We start from the raw sequence: 18,373 nt of genomic DNA, 5'->3' as shown, positions 1-18,373 counted from the left end.
CCCTCCTCACGGCCTCCTCGCGGATGCAGCCTGGATTGTCCAGTGTGCCTGTTTCGCGCATCGCCCTTGTCTGCGCGCCCTCTGTTCGTGTGGGTTCGTCGCCTCCATCACGGGTGCCGATGGTGCAGGATGCGACCGATGAAGTTGAGCAGAATCTGCGCGGCGAGGATCGCGGTCGTGCCGGCAGGGTCGTATTCACGTGCCACTTCCACCAGGTCGATCCCCACCACGCTGCCGCGTCGGGCCAGCCCGTCGAGCAGTTCCAGCACCTCGTAATAGGTGAAGCCGCCATGGCTCGGCGTGCCGGTGCCGGGGGCGATGGAGGGATCGAAACCGTCAATGTCGAGCGTCACGTAATAGCGCTTGCCCTCGGGGATGCGCGCCAGCACCGCTTCGGTGCCCAGCTTGCGGATCTGGCGCACGCTCAGAATGTCCGAACCCATGGCCCGCGCCGCCTCATAGCCCTCGCGCGCGGTGGAGGAGACGTTGCGGATGCCGAGTTGGGTGAGGCCGGTGACATAGGGCTTCTCGGCGGCGCGGCGCAGCGGGTTGCCATGGCCGCGGGTGACGCCGTGCCGCTCGTCGACAAAGTCGAGATGCGCGTCGAACTGCACGATGTGGATCGGCTCCTGTTCCGAGAACGCCTCGATGCAGGGGATATTGATCGAATGATCGCCGCCCAGCACCACCGGGAGCGCGCCGGCAGCGAGGACCTTGCGCACGGCATATTCGATGTTGGCGTGGCTGGTGAGCGTGTCCGTGTGGACCATGTCGGCATCGCCGATATCGACGATGCGCGTCGATCCGGCGGGAAGGTAAGTGATATCGTCTTCGTGGTCATAGGCGCCGGAATGGCCGAACGAAAACAGTGTCGAAGCCTCGCGAATGGCGCGCGGACCCGAGCGGGCGCCCGAGCGCCACTGCGTGCCCATGTCGAACGGTGCGCCGAGCACCGCGACGTCGGCGTCAATGGCATTCCAGTCCAGTTGCAGCGGGTATTTGCCGAAAGTGCAGATGCCGACGAAGGGCAGGTCGAGCCGGCCCGCTTCATAACCATGCGACATCAGCGCGCTCCCTTCCGCTCGACGGTGCCGGCGAGCACGCAGAGCAGTTCGAACAGGATGGTGGCCCCGGTCAGCGCGGTGAGGCCGGATGGATCGAAGGGCGGGGCGACTTCGACGAGGTCGGCGCCGATGATGTCGAGCCCGTCGAGCAGGCGCACCATGGCCTGCGCCTCGCGGGTGGAGAAGCCGCCGATCTCCGGCGTGCCGGTGCCGGGGGCCTGCGAGGGGTCGATGCCGTCAATGTCGAAGGTGACATAGGTGGGCGCGTCGCCGACGATGGCCCGCGCTTCCGCCATCACGTCCTCGACGCCGCGCGCGACCAGTTCCTCGATGAAGATGATGCGCACGCCGACATCGCGGGCGTAATCGTAATTGCCGGCATCGGAGATGGCGCCGCGCAGGCCGATCTGGACGAAGCGCGTGGGGTCGATCAGCCCTTCCTCGATGGCGCGGCGGAACGGCGTGCCGTGGGTGTAACGACTTCCGTTGAAGAAACTGTCGTAAGTATCTGAATGCGCGTCGAACTGAATGAGGCCGACAGGGCCGTCTTCCACCAGCCCGCGCAGGATCGGCAGGCTGATGAGATGGTCGCCACCCGCCGTCAGCGGCCGCGCCCCGGCCGCGCGCACCCCGGCATAATGGGCGCTGATGAGATCGAGCGAGCGCATCAGATCGAACGGGTCGATGATGACATCGCCGCAATCGGCCACCCGCGCGCGGTCATAGGGCGAGAGGCCGGTGACATGGTGCACGCGGCGCATCAGGCTGGACTGGTTGCGCAGTTCGCGCGGTCCGTGGCGGGTGCCGGCGCGGTTTGTGGTGCCGAGGTCGAAGGGCACGCCGAGTATGGCGATGTCGACTTCGGACGGCTCGGCCACCGGCAGCCGCATGAAGGTGGGAAGGCCGGCAAAACGCGGGATGGTGCCGGAATCGAGCGGCTCGAATTTTTTCGTCATGGAAACCTCATTGGGGCACGGCCCTGTCGTCCTCGTTTCCCGGCCCAGCGGAGGCGAAGCCGGAGCGCCGAGCCGGGATCCAGCGCAGGACTCCGCCGCAGGCGGCGAAAGACAATTTGGACGCTTGCGGATTGTCTCCTGGATCCCGGATCGGCGCCGCGCTTCGCGCCGCTTGTCCGGGAAACCGGATCACAGCCCGAATTCCTTGACGATGGCGGCGGATATGCGGGTGATGTAATCCGCCATCAGCAATTCGCCCTTCTCCGAGGTGGAGCCGACCGCCACCGCCAGCACGCCGGAGGGCGGCAGGCCGAAATCGTCGGGCACGGGAAACCGGTCATAGGGTGGGAACGTGGCCGGCCCGTCGGTCGGCACCTTGTCCATCTCCACGAGCTCGGGCCGCAGTAGCAGCATGAGCGAAGTTTCCAAGAGGCTGGCATGTTCGAGATCGATGCCGGGGAAGCCGTCCGGGAACAGTTGGTCGAGCGTGGCGCGGGTGGCGAAGTCCCAGTATTCCAGCCGCATCACCTGCATGTCGGTGATGCCGTCGCGGCGCAGTTCGCGCAGGGCGAGGTCCAGCCCCTCGACCGAGGGCCAGCAATTCTCGTAATGGCCGTTGACGATGACCAGCCGGCGCACGCCCTGCCGGCCCAGATTGCGGATCACGTCGCGCAGCACCAGCGCGAACGTGTGGGCGTCGAGGCTCAGCGTGCCGGGGAACACCTCGCCGCCGCCCGAGCGCGGCATCGACTTGCAGCCGTAATTGAGCGTGGGCGCGACGATGCCGCCGATCTCGCGGGCGACGCGCTCGCACACGCCGGTCGGCAGCACGACGTCGACATTGAGCGGCAGGTGGGGGCCGTGCTGCTCGGTGGAGCCGAGCGGCAGCAGCACGGGCGCGCCGGCCGCCACCTTGCGCGCGAATTCCGGCCAGCTCAGTTCGTCCAGGCGCAGGCTGTCGACCATGGTCTTTCCCTCTGATGTCCGTGGGTTCAGTGCATCGCCGCGCCGCCGTCGACGCTGATGCACTGGCCGGTAATGAAGCCGGTTGCGCGGCTGAGCAGGAACAGCACCGCCTGCGCCACCTCCTCCGGCCGGCCGACCCGGCCGAGCGGGTTGGCGGTCTCCAGCTTCTGCGCCTCCGGGGTCATCGCACCAAAGCCGAGCAGCGGCGTATCCACCGGGCCGGGGGCGATGGCGTTGACCAGGATGTGCGGACCCAGTTCGCGCGCGAAGGCGCGGGTCAGCGAGACGATCGCGCCCTTGGTCGCGCAATAGCCGGAGGCGCCGGCGCGGCCGAGATAGGCCAGCTCGGAGGCGATGTTCACGATGCGCCCGCGCGTCTCGCCGCGCCCGTTGAAATGGCGCAACGCCTCACGCGCCATCAGGATGGGGCCGCGCACATTCACCGCCGCCATGCGCTCATAGGCCTCGACATCGAATTCCGAGAGCGGCATTTCGATCAATAGCCCGGCGCAGTTGACGATGGCGTCCAACCCGCCCAGCTCGGCGACGGCCGCCTCCATGCCGGCGACGACGGAGGCCTCCTCCGCCACGTTGGTGATGATGGTCGCCCAGTTGGCGCGGTCCGGCGGGCGCAGGTCGAAGCCGATGACCTTGGCTCCAGCCTCGAACAGGGCATCCGCCGTGGCCCGGCCGATGCCGCTCCCGGCACCCGTGACGACGACCCGCAGATCCTTGTGAGGCGGCTCCCGGTGAGGAACTTCCCTGTGAGGCGTTACCATGTGAATTCTCCGCGATCGACACCGACGCTCTGGCCGGTGATGTTGGAGGCAAGGTCGGACGCCAGGAACAGATAGGTGCCGGCCACGTCTTCCGGTTCCATGAAGCCGGGCAGGATCTGCGCGGCGACGATCTCCTCCAGCAGAACCTCCGGCTCCATGCCGGTGCGCGCCGCCATGGCATGGAGCGAGCGCAGCGAGGCTTCCGTGCGCACCCAGCCCGGGCACACCGCGTTCACCGTGATGCCGCGCGGGCCGAGTTCCTTCGCCCAGGTCTTTGTCAGCCCGATGGTCGCGTGCTTGGACGCGACATAGGCGCCGAACAGCGCTTCCGCCCCGCGCGACCACACCGAGGCGGTGTTGATGATGCGCCCGCCATGGCCCATCCGAGGCAGCAGGGCGCGGGTGACGAGAAATGTGCCGACCACGTTGATATCAAGCACGCGGCGGAACGTCGCCTCATTGGCCTCGCTCGCATCGTCCAGCGGCGTCACCCGTTCGAGCCCGGCATTGTTCACCAGCACGTGGAGATGGGGGAGCGCGGCGGCGACCTCGCCCACGGCTTCGCTGGAGGTGATGTCGGCGCAGTGGCCGCGCGCGCCGAGCCGCCCGGCCACCTCGAAGATGGCGGCATCATCGGCCAGCATGTGCAGGTCCGCGCCGGCGGTGGCGAAGGCGCGGGCGATGCCGAGGCCGATTCCCCGGCTCGATCCGGTGACGAGCACCGTGCGCCCGGAAAGCCCATCGAGGCTCATGCGGCGCTCCCGCGCCGGGTGCGGACAGGATGACGGAGGGGCACGCGGGCGCTCCTGTGCGAGGACAAGGCCATGGTCTCGCAAATTCACTTCCGAAAAAATCGGAATTAGTGGAAGCTTACATTTAGATAAATCGATGTGAGTAGAAAGGAGCCGAACCCCATGCGACGGCTCGATAATATCGATCTGCGCCTGCTGCGCGTCTTCGTCGTGCTGGCGCAGGAGGGCGGATTCCAGGATGCGCAGATCGCGCTCAATCTTTCCCAGTCCACGCTTTCCACACATCTCGCGGCGCTGGAGCGCAAGCTGGGCGGGCAATTATGCGAGCGCGGGCGGGCGGGCTTCCGCCTGACGCCGTTCGGCGAAGCGATTCTTGCCGCCGCGCTCCAGCTGTTCGAGGACATCGACGCGTTCCACGGCCGCATCGGGCGCGACCAGCAGCGCCTCGTGGGGCGGCTCCGGGTCGGCATTGTCGATGGCGTGGTGACGAACCCGCGGCTCGGCCTGCAGACCGCGCTGGCGCGCTACATGGCCTATGCCTCGGAAGTGTTCGTCGACCTCGAACTCGGCACGCCGCTGGTGCTGGAACGGGCGCTGATGGACGGCGTGCGCGACGTGGTGATCGGCCCGTTCTCGCAGAAAGTGCCGGGCATCACCTATGTGCCGCTGCACCGCGAGCCGCAGGCGCTCTATTGCGGGCGCGGCCATCCGCTATTCGCGCTGCCGGCGGAGGCGATCAGCCACGCGCGAATCGAGGAAGCGCTGTTCTCGGTGCGACGCTACCGCCACCTCGACGACCTCTACCGGGTGAACCACCCGCGCGCCAGCGCCGCCATCGTGCAGATGGAAGCGCAGGTGATGATGATCCTGTCCGGCCGTTTCATCGGCTACCTTCCGCGCCATATCGGCGAGGATTGGGCGGCGCGGGGGCAGATGCGCGTGCTGCGGCCGGAGAGCTATGGGTTCGAATCGCCCCATTTTGCCGCCACCCGGCGGTTGTCGGGCGAGCAACCGCTGGTCGATGCCTTCCTGCGCGAACTGCTGGCGCAGGCGCGCACCGACGCAAGAGAGCCCGCGCCTGCCGAAACGGGTGAACTGTAGCGCTCAGAGATAGGCGCGCGCGTCGAGATACCAGTCGACAAAGGCGTGTACGCCCTCATCCAGCGGCGTCGCCGGCCGATAGCCGGTGAGCGCGACGAGAAGGTCCGGGCTGGCGAAGGTGCGCGGCACATCGCCCTTCTGCATGGGCAGCATGAGACGCCGGGCCGGCTTGCCGAGCACGGCCTCGATGGTCTCGACAAAATCGATCAGGCCCACGGGCTGGCCACCGCCAATATTGACCACGCGATACGGCCCCTGATGCGACAGCGTGTCGATGCCGGCCGGCGCTTCGACCCGGTTGGTCTCGTCGGGCGGCAGCGCGGCAAGGCGGATGATGGCTTCGATCAGGTCGTCAATATAGGTGAAGTCGCGGCTCATCCGCCCTTCGCCATAGATCTCGATCTCGCGGTCCTCGAGCATGGCGGCGACGAACTTGAACAGCGCCATGTCCGGCCGACCCCAGGGGCCATACACGGTGAAGAAGCGGAAAGCCGTCGTCGGCAGCCGGTAGAGATGGGCGTAGGAATGGCCCATTGCCTCCATGCCCTTCTTGCTGGCGGCATAGAAGGTCAGCGGCTCGTCGGCCCGGTCCGTTTCATGGAAGGGGATGGTCGGGTTGGCGCCGTAGATGGAGGAGGTGGAGGCGAGCAGCAGATGCTGGACGCCCAGTTCCCGCGCCAGCTCCAGCACGTTCCACGAGCCGACAAGGTTGGAATCGAGATAGGCCTTGGGATTTTCCAGGCTGTAGCGCACCCCCGCCTGGGCCGCGAGGTGGACGATGATGTCGGGCCGGGCGGTGGTGGCGCGGGCCAGCGCGGCGCGGTCCTCCAGCATGCCGATATGCGGCGTGAAGGCGGGAAACTGCGCCAGCGCGGCGTGCCGGGCTTCTTTCAGCTTGAGATTGTAATAGGCGGTCATGCCGTCGAAGCCGACCACCTCGTGCCCGTTTTCGAGCAGCCGCCGCGCCAGATGGTAGCCGATGAAGCCTGCCGTGCCGGTGATGAGGTAACGCATAAGTCTCCCAGGCACGCTTCGGCCGGATGATGCCCCGATTCCCCCGCCGCCGATCATTTCGGGCGGGTCGGGCGTGTCAAGGCGGCGCGGGATGCATCAGATGCCGCGCCGCACCCGGTCGCTCAGGTTGCGGCGGTCGCGGATGATGGCGTCGATCGCCGCCTGCTCGCTGGCGCTGCGGGGCAATTGCTCAAGCTGGTCGATCTGGTTCAGCGCGACGAGGCGCAGCAGGTCGTCACGCACCTCGCCGGCCTCATCGCGGGGCAGGGCCGGCACGATCTGCAGGTGCTCGGGCGGCAGGATATCGGGCACGGTGGTGGCCAGATGCGCGCGCAGGGTTTCCTCGCTGGTGCCGGTCGCCTCGACGAAGGCGTAGAGGCCGAAGCTGTGGCCGGCGGTGGGGAAATCGGCGATATGCACGCCCCGCACCCCCGGCGCCGCGCCGAGCGCCTCGGCGATGCGCGGGCCCTGCTCCATGGCGCGCGGGCCGCGCCCTTCGGTATCGTGGTAGTTGAGCAGGCGGCGGGTGACGAAGTTATACACCTGCTTGCCGGTCGCCATCCAGATGCGGGTGAACAGGCTCTTGCGGGCGAGGATGCGCTTTTCCATGGGTGTCAGCGCCTCCGGGCAGAAGCTGCGCTTCTGCTTGAGCAGGTGGCGGATATCCTCATAGGCGGCGACGCGGAAGAATTTCGAGCGGCGCTCGAAGCAGAAGGCGAGCTGGAAATCCATCAGCACCGCCCGCCCGTCGGCGGCATAGAGCCAGTTCTGCGGCTTGGCGAGGTCGTTATGGGCGATGCGCCGGCGGTGCACCTCACGCAGGCCCTCGCGCGCCGAGCGGAAAAACGCGGCATCGCCATAGGGGCGGGCGATCTGCAGCGGAATGCCGTCGACGAAGCCACGCACCAGCGCGCCTTCTTCCAGCGCATAGACCGGCACCGTGTGGCCGCTGCCCTCCGCCCGGCGCAAGGCGCGTGCCTCGCGGCGGGCGAAATGCCGCGCCAGCGGCTTTATCCACCATTTCACATCGGTGTAGCGCCGGCGCACGGCGGGAAAGGCGTTGCCGGCCTCATCGCGCCACAGGCCGCGCTCGATGGTCGAGAAGATGTCGCGCTTGAGCACGGTGTCGAGTTCGAATGTGCCGCGCGCGGCGTCGGGAAGCGCCTGGGTCACGCGGCAGCCTCGCACGAAGGATCGGCGTGGAGGGTCGCCCATTGATCGAGGTCGCGCAGCGCCCGCGCCGCCATGACCTGCTTCTTGGCCACGGTTTTCTGCGTGCCGCGCAACCGGTTGCCCTCCGCATCGCGGGTGGGGGTGGCCTCCAGCGGGGGGAACAGGCCGAAATTGATGTTCATCGGCTGGAAGGAGCGGGGCCCGGCCTCGACGGTCTCGATATGCCCGCCGGTGATGTGGTTGATCAGCGCGCCGAAGGCGGTGGTCGGCGGCGGCACGGAGGGCTCGTCTCCAAGGCGCTCGGCGCTGGCGAACAGGCCGGCCATGAGGCCCATCGCCGCGCTTTCCACATAGCCCTCACAGCCGGTGATCTGGCCGGCGAAGCGCAGCCGCGGCTCGACCTTGAGCCGCAGCGTGCCGTCTAGCAGCTTGGGCGAGTTGAGATAGGTGTTGCGGTGGAGGCCGCCCAGCCGGGCGAATTCGGCGTTTTCCAGCCCGGGGATCATGCGCAGGATGCGCACCTGCTCGGAATGGCGGGTCTTGGTCTGGAAGCCGACCATGTTGAACAGCGTGCCGAGCGCATTGTCCTGCCGCAGCTGCACCACGGCATGGGGCTTCACCGTCGGGTTATGCGCATTGGTCAGGCCCATTGGCTTCATCGGGCCGTGGCGCAGCGTCTCCGGCCCGCGCGCGGCCATGACCTCGATGGGCAGGCAGCCGTCGAAATAGGGCGTCGCCGCTTCGAAATCACGGAACGGCACGGTGTCGCTGGCGATGAGGGCGGCGACGAAGGCATCGTACTGCGCCTTGTCCATCGGGCAGTTGATATAGTCCGCGCCGGTGCCGCCCGGGCCCGCCTTGTCGTAGCGCGACTGGAACCAGCACATGTTCATGTCGATCGAATCGAAATGAACGATGGGCGCGATGGCGTCGAAGAAGGCCAGCGCCGTCTCGTCCGTGCGGGCGCGGATGGCCTCGGCGAGGGCCGGGGAGGTGAGCGGGCCGGTGGCGATGATGACCGAATCCCATGCGTCCGGCGGCAGGCCGTCGATTTCGCCGCGTTCGATGGCGATGCCGGGGTGCTGCTCCAGGGCAGCGGTGACGGCGGCGGCGAAGGCATCGCGGTCCACCGCCAGCGCACCGCCGGCCGGCAGCTGGTGACGATCGGCGCAGGCCATGATGAGCGAGCCGAGCCGGCGCATCTCGGCATGCAGCACGCCGACCGCGTTGGAGGTGGCGTCGTCCGAGCGGAACGAATTGGAGCAGACCAATTCAGCCAGTGCCTGCGTCCTGTGCGCATCGGTGGCGCGGGTGGGCCGCATCTCGTGCAGGATGACGCGGATGCCCCGGCGGGCGATCTGCCATGCCGCCTCGGAGCCGGCGAGGCCGCCGCCGATGACGTGAACGGGGGGCTTGTCCGTGATGCTCATGACCAATCGATTACGCGCACGTGGCGCCTTCTTCTTGCCGTCGACGCGCGGCCTTAGCACGGAACGTGGGCAAAAAAGAACGGCCCCGGAAAATTCCGGGGCCGTTCTTGTACAAGATCGCTCGGATGCGAGGTCCGAAAACCGGTCGATCAGGCGGCAGCGGCCGCGCGACGCGCAACGTTCGTGATCTCACCACGGGCGACATTGATGTCGGCGAGGGTGCGGTCATCGAGCTGCGAAAGCTCGTTGATCGTGCGGCGGTACGCCTGCCAGCGGCGGATCTGCTTGGCAACAAGGCCCCAGAGCAGCATGTCAATCTCCATCAGGTTCAGAAGCGGGACGCGGCCTCCGGGCTCCCCGGCAGCTGCACGTCCGTTAATCAGCTTGTTGCCTAGATAATCGACACCCTGCCCATTTGGTAGGAATTATACCGCATCCCAGCCCTGCGATGCCTGCATGGCGGGCTCATAATTCATTCACGATCGGCACGGGGCACCGGTGTGAAAGGAATCGTGCGCGCCGCCATGCCGTCCCGTTCCCCTTGCATGCACCGCGCGCTCAGGCGTGCCGCAGCGCCTGTTCCAGGTCGGCGATGATGTCGGCGGCGTCCTCGATGCCGACCGACAGGCGCACCACGTCCGGCCCGGCACCGGCGAGGGTCTTCTGCTCGTCGGCAAGCTGGCGATGGGTGGTGGAGGCCGGGTGGATGATGAGCGAGCGGGTGTCGCCGATATTGGCCAGATGCGAGAACAGCTTGACGTGCGAGACCAGCGCCACGCCCGCCTCGAAGCCGCCCTTGAGCCCGAAGGTGAACACGCCGCCCGCGCCCTTGGGCGTGTAGCGCTGGCCGAGATTGTAATAACGGTCGCCCGCCAGGCCGGGATAGCTGACCCATTCCACCTTGGGGTGGTCGGTCAGGAATTTCGCCACCGCGAGCGCGTTGTCGCTGTGCTTCTGGATGCGCAGCGGCAGCGTCTCGATGCCGGTGAGGATGAGAAAGGCGTTGAACGGCGACAGTGCCGGCCCGAGATCGCGCAGGCCGAGCACGCGCGCGGCGATGGCGAAGGCGAAATTGCCGAAGGTCTCGCCGATGACGATCCCCTCATATTCCGGCCGCGGCTGCGACAGGAAGGGATAGCGCCCCTCGCGCAGCCAGTTGAACGAGCCGCCGTCCACGATGATGCCGCCGATGGAATTGCCGTGGCCGCCGAGGAACTTGGTCGCGGAATGGACGATGATGTCGGCGCCGTGCTCGAATGGGCGGATGAGGTAGGGTGTCGCCAGCGTGTTGTCGACGATCAGCGGCACGCCCGCGCGCCTGGCTATCTTCGCGACGGCGGCGATGTCGGTGATGATGCCGCCGGGATTGGCGATGGATTCGACGAAGATCGCCTTGGTCTTTGGCGAGATGGCCCGCTCAAACGAGGCGACATCGTCCGAATCGGCCCAGACCACGTTCCAGCCGAAACTCTTGAAGGCGTGGTTGAACTGGTTGATGGAGCCGCCATAGAGCTTGCGCGCCGCCACGAATTCGTCGCCCGGCATCAGCAGCGTCTGGAAGACCAGCAATTGGGCGGCATGGCCCGAGGCCACGGCGAGCGCGGCGGTGCCGCCCTCCAGCGCGGCGACGCGCTCCTCCAGCACGGCATTGGTCGGGTTGCCGATGCGCGTGTAGATATTGCCGAAGGCCTTCAGGCCGAACAGCGCCGCCGCGTGGTCGACATCGTCGAACACGAAGGACGTGGTCTGGTAGATCGGCGTGGCGCGCGCCTTGGTGGTCGGGTCCGGCTGGGCGCCGGCATGCACGGAAAGCGTGGCAAAGCCGGGCGAGGCGGGATCGGAAGCGGGGGTGTCGGTCATCTCGGGCATCCTCCTGTTGGCACTTGGGTGCCATCGGGCGCCAGTGTTGCCCCTTCGATAAAAAACGCAATAGATCCGGGATTGGTTTCTATCAGCAAAGCGACAATGTGGTTTGGCGCCCGCCGCCGCGTCAGCCTGTCGCTGGCGTTGTAAGCTGGCTGTCAGCTTCGCCTGCCATGCGTCTTTCCGTAGACCGACGGGGAGGCGTGGCAAGTGACGGAAGTGCGTGGGCGCGTGCGGCGCTGGGTACGGCGGGTGATGGGCCTTGGCCTGACCGGCTTTCTCATCGTCGGCAGTTATGCCGGCTGGGCCTATGGCAACGGCAATCTGCATACCGTCCTCGTCGGCGAGCTTTATCGTTCCGCCACGCTGCCGCCCGAGCAATTGCGCGAGGTGCTCGCGACACGCGGGATTCGCACCATCATCAACCTGCGCGGCCCGTCCGAGGATTCGGCCTGGTACAGGGAAGAGGCGAAGATCGCCGACGCCGCCGGCGTGCGGCTGGTCAACCTCGCCTGGTCGGCGCGGCGCGAGCTGACCGACGAGCAGGTGAAGGACTATCTCGCCACGCTGGCCGATGTGCCACGGCCGATTCTCGTGCACTGTCGCTCGGGTGCCGACCGCACCGGCCTCGCCTCCGCGCTCTATCTCGCCGTGGTCAAGAAGGCCGACGAACTGACCGCCGAATCGCAGCTTTCCGTGCGCTTCGGCCATTTCAGCCTGCCGTTCATGCCCTATTACGCCATGGACGAGACGTTCGAGCGACTGGAGCCGCAACTGGGCTACCCGCGCAGCTGAGCCTTCCGGCCGGCCGCGCGGGGACGCGTGCGAGAGCCTCGCCCGAACCTCGCGCAAGCCTTGGGCAAGCCTTGCCCGAACCTTGGCCCACCCTCACCCCACACTGGCCAGACGCAGGCGCGGGATCTCGATGGCCGGGCAGCGATCCATGATCACCGCGACGCCCGCCGCCTCCGCCGTCGCGGCCGCCCGGTCGTCACGCACGCCGAGCTGGGTCCAGATCAGCCGGGGACGCGGGGCGAGGGCGATAACCTCCTCGACCAAAGCGGCGAGGTGCTCGGGCGCACGGAACACGTCGACCATGTCGATCGGCTTGGGCAGGTCGGCGAGCGTGGCGTAGAAGCGCAGCCCGTCCACCTCGCGCCCCGCCTGACCGGGATTGACCAAAAACACCTCATAGCCGTGCCGCGCGAGATAATGGGCGACGCCATGGCTCGGCCGCGCGGGGTTTGGGCTGGCGCCCACCACCGCGATGGTGCGCACACGCTGCAGCCAGTCCGCGACAAAAGCGTCGTCATAGGCGTCATGGTCCATGCCATTCTCCTCGCGGCACCCGCGCGGGGCAGGTGCGGTATCCCTAGCTTCCCGCCAATATGGTGCGGCGGACGCATCAAGGCCATGGATGGATGGCGGCGCGGGATGGTGCAGGCGAGGGCGAGGGGATGGCGATGGGCGGCACGGAGTCGGCGGGCGCGGGTGGGAGCATGGACGCTGACCAGCTGCAGGCCTATCTCGTCGCGCAGTTTCCCCAGGCCTTCGGGCCCGGCCGGCCGCACCGCGTGGTGCGCGTCGACGCGGCGGGCGCCGGGCTGGTGCTGGAGGCGGGCACGGAACACCTGCGGCCGGGCGACACGGTGTCCGGCCCGGCGATGATGGGCCTTGCCGATATTGCCGCCTATGCGGTGATCCTTTCCGCGATCGGGCCGGTGCCGCTGGCGGTGACGACCAGCTTCTCCATCAACTTCCTGCGCAAGCCCACGGTCGGCCTGCTGGTCGCCGATGCGCGGCTGATGAAGCTCGGCAAGCGGCTCGCCGTGTGCGAGGTGGGGCTGCGCGCGCCCCATGCCGGGGCGGGCGATCCTTTCGCCGTCACGGGTGCGGAGGAGCTGTGCGCCCACGCGGTGGCGACCTATTCCATCCCCGCCTGAGCATTTTGAGGGGCTTATCGCGAGGTAGTAAAATACCTAAGTTGCAAGTCATTGTTTTTACTTGCATTATCGCGATGTCATCACATTGACGTTGTGCGCGGCTTCGGCTAGAAGCCCGCTCCAGAGAGAAGTGCGGCCGCCAAGGCCCCACACGCCTTGTAATGGATATCCCCATGAGCACCTATTCGGCAAAACCGGCCGACGTAGTAAAGAAGTGGGTCGTGATCGACGCCTCCGGCCTTGTGGTCGGCCGTCTCGCGGTCCTCATCGCCACCCGCCTGAAGGGCAAGCACAAGCCGACCTACACTCCGCATGTCGATTGCGGCGACAACGTCGTCGTCATCAATGCCGACAAGGTCGTGCTGACCGGCAACAAGCGCAACGACAAGGTCTACTACCACCACACCGGCTTCCCGGGTGGCATCAAGGAGCGGACTGCGAAGTTCGTCCTCGAGGGTCGTTTTCCCGAGCGCGTCGTCGAGAAGGCCGTGGAGCGCATGCTCGCCCGTGGCCCGCTGGGCCGCAAGATTCTCGGCAATCTGCGCGTCTACAAGGGCGCCAGCCACCCGCACGAAGCCCAGAAGCCGGAGACGCTCGACGTCGCCGCGCTCAACCGTAAGAATGTTGGGATCTGATCATGGCTGAGCTCATCCAGTCGCTCGACGGGCTCGAGGCCCTGAAGTCGCAGGCTGTCGCCGAGGCGCCCAAGCACGTCCAGAAGCTCGACCGTCAGGGTCGCGCCTATGCTACGGGCAAGCGCAAGAACGCGGTCGCCCGCGTGTGGGTCCGTCCGGGCACGGGCAAGATCGTGGTCAATGACCGCGCGCTCGAGACCTATTTCGCCCGTCCCGTGCTGCGCCTCATCATTCAGCAGCCCTTCACCACGGCGGCCCGCACCGGCCAGTATGACGTGGTCTGCACGGTTTCCGGCGGCGGCCTCTCCGGCCAGGCCGGCGCGCTGCGCCACGGCATTTCCCGCGCGCTCACCTATTACGAGCCCGAGCTGCGCAGCCCGCTGAAGAAGGGTGGCTTCCTGACCCGCGACTCGCGCGTGGTCGAGCGCAAGAAGTACGGCAAGGCGAAGGCCCGCCGCAGCTTCCAGTTCTCGAAGCGCTGATCGGACCTGCTCCGGTTCGTTTTCAAAGGGCAGGCCTTGCGGCCTGCCCTTTTTATTGGTCGATACTCTGCGTGCTTTTTGGCAAGAGGCGGGTATTCCCGACTGGGCAATGGGGCTCGATCCCTGGACGCTTTGGACTGTCGTCACCCTCGTTTCCGGGCTGGTGATCGGCGCCATGCTGCTCGCCTGGGCGGCCGGCCCGGCGGAGCGCTCGCTGGCCTATTGGGCGGCCGGCCTTGCCTGCATGGTGTTTGCCATCCTGTGCGGTTTCGCCATGGAGCATCTGCCGGCGCGGCTGGCGATCTTTCTTGGCAATGGCGCGGTGCTTGCCGGCTACGGGTTGTTCTGGGCGTCGACGCGCAGTTTTCGCGGGCGCGCCGTCCGCTGGCGTCTGGTTGCCGCGGCGCCGGCCCTGTGGGGCGCGCTCTGCCTGCTGCCCTTCTTCGAAGAAACGCTGGTCGAAAGGCTGGCGATCCAGGCGCTCCTGGCCGCCGGCCTGCTCGGCCTCGCCATGCGGGAATTGTGGCGCGGCGAGGATCCCCGGGGGATCGGCCAGCGTGGGCTGCTGGCGGTGCTGGCCTTCATGCTGCTCATGCAATTCGCACGGATCGCGGTGGTCACGCTGTTCGTCGGCGCCCGGCCGGTCATGCTGATGACGCCGGTGGGCGTGGCCTTCGGCGTGGCGGCGCTTGCCAGCCTTTTCCTCGCGAGCTTCCTTCTGACCCTGGCCGTGCGCGAGCGGCGGGAGGCGCATTTCGCCAACGCGGCGCGGCGCGACGAACTGACCGGTCTGTCAAATCGCCGCGATTTTCATGAGCGCGCCGCCGAAATCTGTCGCCGCGGCGGCGATATCGCGATGGTTCTGCTGGATCTCGATCATTTCAAGCAGGTGAACGACCGCCACGGCCACGCCGCGGGTGATCGCGTTCTCACTGCGTTTGCCACGGTGCTGAAGGATGAGAGCCCGCCGGCGAGCATCATCGGTCGGCTGGGCGGCGAGGAATTCGGCGCCGTGCTGCCCGCGGCGCAATGCCACGTGGCGCGGGAACTGGCGGAGCGCTGGCGCCGGGCCTTCGCGTTTGCCAGCGCCGCGCTGGGGCTGGGGGGAACTCATGCGCCGCTGGAGCCCACCGTCAGCATCGGCATCGCCTTCGGCCGTTTTCCGCCGGCGGCAAGCGCGGCGGAGGCCGAGGCCAGGCTGCACCTCGCCATTGCCCAGGCGGACCTGGCGCTTTATGCCGCAAAGGCGGCGGGACGCAATCGCGTCGAGGTCGTCGAACTCACGCCGTCCAGCGGCCGCACCTGAGCACGGCGGTTCGCTCCGCCCCCCGTCATCTCCTGCAGGCGCTCTTTCGCGTGCGTTTCTTGCACGCTGTTTCTCGCTTACCCTCAGTATCACCTTCCGCTTTGCGCTCCGCGCGCTATCGGCGCTATCGTAGGGGAATAATCGTGCCGACATATGAGGGGCTGCGTTCCAGCCACGATGTTTGATCCGTGGACACTCTGGGTTGTGCTGATGGCCGCAGCGACCATGCTGGCGGCGGCTATGCTGTTCGTCTGGTGGCTGACCCCCTCCGAGCCGGCGCTGGCGCACTGGGCCGCGGCGATCGAGTTGCTGGTGATCGGCATCCTGTGTGTTGCGTTGCGGGGCGTCATTCCTGACGCCCTGTCGATCGCCCTCGGCAATGGCGCCATGCTGGCGGGCTACGGCCTGTTCTGGACGGGGCTGCGCCGGTTCGATGGTCGTCCGCCGCGCACGCAGCGCGCGCTCATCGCGCCATTTCTGTTCGTGGCGCTTTGCCAGCTTCCCTTTTTCGCGGAATCGACGGCCCACCGGGTGGTTCTCATCTCGCTGATGATCGACGGGCTCAATCTGCTGGCGATCGCGCAATTGCGCCGGGGGCGCCTGGTTTCGCAGCCGCGCCTGGCGCTGCTCACGCTGCTGGCGGTGGTCCTCGTGTTCAACCTCGCGCGGATTCCCACCGTCACGGCGCAGGTGGACCGGCATGACAGGGTGGCGCTGTTCTCCGATCCGGCCATGGCGGGCTTTGGCCTGCTAGCGCTGGCGATGATGATCTTCATCTGCTTCGCGATGGTGCTGATGGTGCGCGAGCGCCGCGAAATGCACTATCGCAGCGCGGCGCAGCGCGACGAACTGACGGGGCTTCTGAACCGGCGCGGTTTCATGGAATCGGCGATGGGTGAATGCGTCGCCGGAGGTGCGATGGCGGTGATGCTGCTCGATCTCGACCATTTCAAGCTGGTCAACGATCGGTTCGGCCATGGCGCGGGCGATCGCGTGCTGTCGATATTCGCGCGGGTACTGCGGGAAAATCTGCGCCACGGCGACATTATCGGGCGCATCGGTGGCGAGGAATTCGCGGCCGTGCTGCCGGGCGCGCTGCTGTCCGACGCGCGGCTGGCCGCGGAACGGGTGCAGCACGGGCTTCGCGAAGCGGTGGCTTCCATGCGTTTCGGCGACGCGGGCGAGGCAATCCAGTGCACGGTCAGCATCGGCCTCGCCGTGGCGGACCTGCCGAAGAGTGAGCCATCGGCCAGCCATGGGATGCGGCTGCAGGCGCTGATCGCGGAAGCCGACACGGTGCTGTATCGCGCCAAATCGCAGGGGCGAAACCGCATTGAGATCGCCCCCGCCGGTCCGGTGGTGCTGGACGCGTGAGGGGCGGGCGCCGCCCCGCGCCATCCGCCATGGTTCATGAAAAAGGGGCGCCACAGGGCGCCCCTTTCCACATTCGGCGAGCGCTGGCTCAGACCGAATAATACATCTCGAATTCGACCGGATGCGGCGTCATCTCGAAACGCATCACCTCGGTCATCTTCAGCTCGATATAGGCGTTGATGAAGTCGTCATCGAACACGCCGCCCTTCTTGAGGAACTCGCGATCCTTGTCGAGCGAGCCGAGCGCTTCGCGCAGCGAGCCGCACACGGTCGGGATCTTCTTCAGCTCCTTCGGGGGTAGATCGTAGAGATCCTTGTCCATCGCCGGGCCCGGATCGATCTTGTTCAGGATGCCGTCGAGGCCGGCCATCAGCAGCGCGGCGAAAGCGAGATAGGGGTTCGCACCCGGGTCGGGGAAACGGGTCTCGACGCGCTTGGCCTTCGGGGACGTGGTGTAGGGAATGCGGCACGAAGCCGAGCGGTTGCGCGCCGAATAGGCGAGCAGCACGGGCGCCTCATAGCCGGGAACCAGCCGCTTGTAGGAGTTGGTCAGCGGGTTGGTGAAGGCGTTGAGCGACTTGGCGTGCTTGATGATGCCGCCGATGTACCACAGGCATTCCTGGCTGAGGTCGGCATATTTGTTGCCGGCAAACAGCGGCTTGCCGCCCTTCCAGATCGACTGGTGCACATGCATGCCCGAGCCATTGTCGCCGAACACCGGCTTGGGCATGAAGGTCGCGGTCTTGCCGTAGACGTTGGCGACCTGGTGAATGCAGTACTTGTAGACCTGCAGGTGGTCGGCCATCGTCACGAGCGTGTTGAACTTCAGGCCAAGTTCGTGCTGGGCGGAAGCCACTTCGTGATGGTGCTTCTCGACCTGGGCGCCCATGCGGGCCATGGCCGCGAGCATCTCGCCGCGCATGTCCTGCGCGCTGTCGAGCGGGGGAACCGGGAAGTAGCCGCCCTTGGTGCGGACGCGGTGGCCGAGATTGCCGCCTTCATACTCGGTGTCGCCATTGGTCGGCAGCTCGACCGAATCCAGCTTGAAGCCGGTATTGTACGGGTCGGCCTTGAAGCGCACGTCGTCGAAGATGAAGAACTCGGCCTCGGGGCCGATATAGACGGTGTCGCCGATGCCGGTGGACTTGAGATAGGCCTCGGCCTTCTTGGCGATGCCGCGCGGATCGCGGCCATAGGGTTCGCCGGTGGTGGGCTCGAGCACGTCGCAGACGACAACCAGCGTGGTCTCGGCGAAGAACGGATCGATGCTCACCGATTCCAGATCGGGCTGGAGGTGCATGTCGGATTCGTTGATGGCCTTCCAGCCGGCAATGGAGGAGCCGTCAAACGCCTGGCCATCGGCGAAGAAGTCCTCATCGACCATGGTAATGTCGAAAGTCACATGCTGCCACTTGCCGCGCGGATCTGTGAAGCGCAGGTCGACGTACTTGACGTCGTTATCCTTGATTAACTTGAGTACGTCTTTGGCCGTCGTCATTACAATCGTGCCTCTTTCTTCAGCCGCCGCTCAACAG

The 18,373-nt window shown here is 66.8% G+C and carries 19 protein-coding genes; 7 read left to right on the top strand and 12 right to left on the bottom strand.

Going from position 1 to position 18,373, the window contains the following annotated elements; all coding sequences use genetic code 11:
• Nucleotides 1–107: 107 nt before the first annotated feature.
• From speB (QOZ99_RS01405) to QOZ99_RS01385, 5 genes are all read right to left on the bottom strand, one after another.
• Nucleotides 108–1,064, bottom strand: a complete 957-nt coding sequence (gene speB, locus QOZ99_RS01405; protein ID WP_306888088.1) for an agmatinase — start codon at nucleotides 1,062–1,064, stop codon at nucleotides 108–110.
• Nucleotides 1,064–2,020: an agmatinase gene (speB, locus tag QOZ99_RS01400; RefSeq protein ID WP_306888087.1), complete on the bottom strand. Its 957-nt coding sequence runs from the start codon at nucleotides 2,018–2,020 to the stop codon at nucleotides 1,064–1,066. The genes speB (QOZ99_RS01405) and speB (QOZ99_RS01400) overlap by 1 nt, the downstream gene beginning before the upstream one ends.
• Before the next feature lie 189 nt (nucleotides 2,021–2,209).
• The gene (locus QOZ99_RS01395; RefSeq protein ID WP_306888086.1) at nucleotides 2,210–2,986 is read right to left on the bottom strand and encodes a creatininase; all 777 of its coding nucleotides are present in this window, start codon (nucleotides 2,984–2,986) and stop codon (nucleotides 2,210–2,212) included.
• A 26-nt stretch (nucleotides 2,987–3,012) separates the two neighbouring features.
• Nucleotides 3,013–3,765 carry an SDR family NAD(P)-dependent oxidoreductase gene (locus QOZ99_RS01390; protein ID WP_306888085.1) on the bottom strand — a complete coding sequence of 251 codons (753 nt, stop codon included), beginning with the start codon at nucleotides 3,763–3,765 and terminating at the stop codon, nucleotides 3,013–3,015.
• The gene (locus QOZ99_RS01385; RefSeq protein WP_306888084.1) at nucleotides 3,759–4,517 is read right to left on the bottom strand and encodes an SDR family NAD(P)-dependent oxidoreductase; all 759 of its coding nucleotides are present in this window, start codon (nucleotides 4,515–4,517) and stop codon (nucleotides 3,759–3,761) included. The genes QOZ99_RS01390 and QOZ99_RS01385 overlap by 7 nt, the downstream gene beginning before the upstream one ends.
• 162 nt (nucleotides 4,518–4,679) lie before the next feature.
• On the opposite strand from QOZ99_RS01385, the gene QOZ99_RS01380 reads away from it, so the two are divergent.
• Nucleotides 4,680–5,618, top strand: a complete 939-nt coding sequence (locus QOZ99_RS01380) for a LysR family transcriptional regulator (protein ID WP_306888083.1) — start codon at nucleotides 4,680–4,682, stop codon at nucleotides 5,616–5,618.
• A gap of 3 nt (nucleotides 5,619–5,621) precedes the next feature.
• On the opposite strand, the gene QOZ99_RS01375 is transcribed toward QOZ99_RS01380, so the two are convergent.
• The 5 genes from QOZ99_RS01375 to QOZ99_RS01355 all read right to left on the bottom strand — a co-directional run bounded on the left by QOZ99_RS01375 (nucleotide 5,622) and on the right by QOZ99_RS01355 (nucleotide 11,095).
• Nucleotides 5,622–6,632, bottom strand: coding sequence for an NAD-dependent epimerase/dehydratase family protein (locus QOZ99_RS01375; RefSeq protein ID WP_306888082.1), 1,011 nt, complete (start codon nucleotides 6,630–6,632; stop codon nucleotides 5,622–5,624).
• A gap of 96 nt (nucleotides 6,633–6,728) precedes the next feature.
• The gene (locus QOZ99_RS01370; protein ID WP_306888080.1) at nucleotides 6,729–7,805 is read right to left on the bottom strand and encodes an RIO1 family regulatory kinase/ATPase domain-containing protein; all 1,077 of its coding nucleotides are present in this window, start codon (nucleotides 7,803–7,805) and stop codon (nucleotides 6,729–6,731) included.
• Entirely contained in the window at nucleotides 7,802–9,235 is a 1,434-nt protein-coding gene (gene trmFO / locus QOZ99_RS01365; protein WP_306888079.1) for a methylenetetrahydrofolate--tRNA-(uracil(54)-C(5))-methyltransferase (FADH(2)-oxidizing) TrmFO, read from the bottom strand. The genes QOZ99_RS01370 and trmFO overlap by 4 nt, the downstream gene beginning before the upstream one ends.
• A gap of 149 nt (nucleotides 9,236–9,384) precedes the next feature.
• Nucleotides 9,385–9,546 (bottom strand): DUF1127 domain-containing protein, encoded by a 162-nt coding sequence (locus QOZ99_RS01360; protein ID WP_183191029.1) that lies wholly within the window; start codon nucleotides 9,544–9,546, stop codon nucleotides 9,385–9,387.
• A gap of 247 nt (nucleotides 9,547–9,793) precedes the next feature.
• Complete coding sequence (locus tag QOZ99_RS01355; RefSeq protein ID WP_306888078.1) at nucleotides 9,794–11,095, bottom strand: O-acetylhomoserine aminocarboxypropyltransferase; 1,302 nt, start codon at nucleotides 11,093–11,095, stop codon at nucleotides 9,794–9,796.
• Nucleotides 11,096–11,308: 213 nt separating this feature from the next.
• Between QOZ99_RS01355 and QOZ99_RS01350 the strand changes: the two genes are divergently transcribed.
• A complete protein-coding gene (locus tag QOZ99_RS01350; RefSeq protein ID WP_306888077.1) occupies nucleotides 11,309–11,893 on the top strand; it encodes a dual specificity protein phosphatase family protein in 585 nt (194 codons plus the stop codon).
• A 93-nt stretch (nucleotides 11,894–11,986) separates the two neighbouring features.
• On the opposite strand, the gene QOZ99_RS01345 is transcribed toward QOZ99_RS01350, so the two are convergent.
• Nucleotides 11,987–12,427, bottom strand: a complete 441-nt coding sequence (locus tag QOZ99_RS01345; protein ID WP_306888076.1) for a CoA-binding protein — start codon at nucleotides 12,425–12,427, stop codon at nucleotides 11,987–11,989.
• Nucleotides 12,428–12,597: 170 nt separating this feature from the next.
• Here QOZ99_RS01345 and QOZ99_RS01340 point away from each other — a divergent pair, with 170 nt between their 5' ends.
• The 5 genes from QOZ99_RS01340 to QOZ99_RS01320 all read left to right on the top strand — a co-directional run bounded on the left by QOZ99_RS01340 (nucleotide 12,598) and on the right by QOZ99_RS01320 (nucleotide 16,838).
• The gene (locus QOZ99_RS01340; RefSeq protein ID WP_306888075.1) at nucleotides 12,598–13,041 is read left to right on the top strand and encodes a PaaI family thioesterase; all 444 of its coding nucleotides are present in this window, start codon (nucleotides 12,598–12,600) and stop codon (nucleotides 13,039–13,041) included.
• A gap of 173 nt (nucleotides 13,042–13,214) precedes the next feature.
• Entirely contained in the window at nucleotides 13,215–13,676 is a 462-nt protein-coding gene (rplM, locus tag QOZ99_RS01335) for a 50S ribosomal protein L13 (RefSeq protein ID WP_306888074.1), read from the top strand.
• A gap of 2 nt (nucleotides 13,677–13,678) precedes the next feature.
• Nucleotides 13,679–14,158, top strand: coding sequence for a 30S ribosomal protein S9 (gene rpsI, locus QOZ99_RS01330; protein ID WP_306888072.1), 480 nt, complete (start codon nucleotides 13,679–13,681; stop codon nucleotides 14,156–14,158).
• Between the two features lie 109 nt (nucleotides 14,159–14,267).
• Nucleotides 14,268–15,464: a GGDEF domain-containing protein gene (locus QOZ99_RS01325; RefSeq protein ID WP_306888071.1), complete on the top strand. Its 1,197-nt coding sequence runs from the start codon at nucleotides 14,268–14,270 to the stop codon at nucleotides 15,462–15,464.
• A 210-nt stretch (nucleotides 15,465–15,674) separates the two neighbouring features.
• On the top strand, nucleotides 15,675–16,838 hold the full coding sequence (locus QOZ99_RS01320; RefSeq protein WP_306888069.1) for a GGDEF domain-containing protein: 1,164 nt from the start codon (nucleotides 15,675–15,677) through the stop codon (nucleotides 16,836–16,838).
• Between the two features lie 88 nt (nucleotides 16,839–16,926).
• Here the strand turns inward: QOZ99_RS01320 and glnA are convergent, their stop codons facing one another.
• A complete protein-coding gene (glnA, locus tag QOZ99_RS01315) occupies nucleotides 16,927–18,336 on the bottom strand; it encodes a type I glutamate--ammonia ligase (protein WP_306888068.1) in 1,410 nt (469 codons plus the stop codon).
• Between the last annotated feature and the right edge of the window lie 37 nt (nucleotides 18,337–18,373).

Source organism: Ancylobacter amanitiformis, from assembly GCF_030814815.1.
GTDB classification, from domain to species: domain Bacteria; phylum Pseudomonadota; class Alphaproteobacteria; order Rhizobiales; family Xanthobacteraceae; genus Ancylobacter; species Ancylobacter amanitiformis.
The sequence above is the reverse complement of the archived record's forward strand: the minus strand, read 5'-3'. Positions and strand labels throughout refer to the sequence as shown.

Excerpts from the sequence above, each read along its gene's own strand:
- QOZ99_RS01320 (WP_306888069.1), top strand. The coding sequence starts at position 15,675 with ATGGCCGCAGCGACCATGCTGGCGGCGGCTATGCTGTTCGTCTGGTGG.
- QOZ99_RS01390 (WP_306888085.1), bottom strand. The coding sequence starts at position 3,765 with ATGGTAACGCCTCACAGGGAAGTTCCTCACCGGGAGCCGCCTCACAAG.
- speB (WP_306888088.1), bottom strand. The coding sequence starts at position 1,064 with ATGTCGCATGGTTATGAAGCGGGCCGGCTCGACCTGCCCTTCGTCGGC.
- QOZ99_RS01325 (WP_306888071.1), top strand. The coding sequence starts at position 14,268 with ATGGGGCTCGATCCCTGGACGCTTTGGACTGTCGTCACCCTCGTTTCC.
- speB (WP_306888087.1), bottom strand. The coding sequence starts at position 2,020 with ATGACGAAAAAATTCGAGCCGCTCGATTCCGGCACCATCCCGCGTTTT.
- QOZ99_RS01395 (WP_306888086.1), bottom strand. The coding sequence starts at position 2,986 with ATGGTCGACAGCCTGCGCCTGGACGAACTGAGCTGGCCGGAATTCGCG.
- trmFO (WP_306888079.1), bottom strand. The coding sequence starts at position 9,235 with ATGAGCATCACGGACAAGCCCCCCGTTCACGTCATCGGCGGCGGCCTC.
- QOZ99_RS01340 (WP_306888075.1), top strand. The coding sequence starts at position 12,598 with ATGGACGCTGACCAGCTGCAGGCCTATCTCGTCGCGCAGTTTCCCCAG.
- rplM (WP_306888074.1), top strand. The coding sequence starts at position 13,215 with ATGAGCACCTATTCGGCAAAACCGGCCGACGTAGTAAAGAAGTGGGTC.
- QOZ99_RS01385 (WP_306888084.1), bottom strand. The coding sequence starts at position 4,517 with ATGAGCCTCGATGGGCTTTCCGGGCGCACGGTGCTCGTCACCGGATCG.
- rpsI (WP_306888072.1), top strand. The coding sequence starts at position 13,679 with ATGGCTGAGCTCATCCAGTCGCTCGACGGGCTCGAGGCCCTGAAGTCG.
- QOZ99_RS01380 (WP_306888083.1), top strand. The coding sequence starts at position 4,680 with ATGCGACGGCTCGATAATATCGATCTGCGCCTGCTGCGCGTCTTCGTC.
- QOZ99_RS01375 (WP_306888082.1), bottom strand. The coding sequence starts at position 6,632 with ATGCGTTACCTCATCACCGGCACGGCAGGCTTCATCGGCTACCATCTG.
- QOZ99_RS01355 (WP_306888078.1), bottom strand. The coding sequence starts at position 11,095 with ATGACCGACACCCCCGCTTCCGATCCCGCCTCGCCCGGCTTTGCCACG.
- glnA (WP_306888068.1), bottom strand. The coding sequence starts at position 18,336 with ATGACGACGGCCAAAGACGTACTCAAGTTAATCAAGGATAACGACGTC.
- QOZ99_RS01345 (WP_306888076.1), bottom strand. The coding sequence starts at position 12,427 with ATGGACCATGACGCCTATGACGACGCTTTTGTCGCGGACTGGCTGCAG.
- QOZ99_RS01360 (WP_183191029.1), bottom strand. The coding sequence starts at position 9,546 with ATGCTGCTCTGGGGCCTTGTTGCCAAGCAGATCCGCCGCTGGCAGGCG.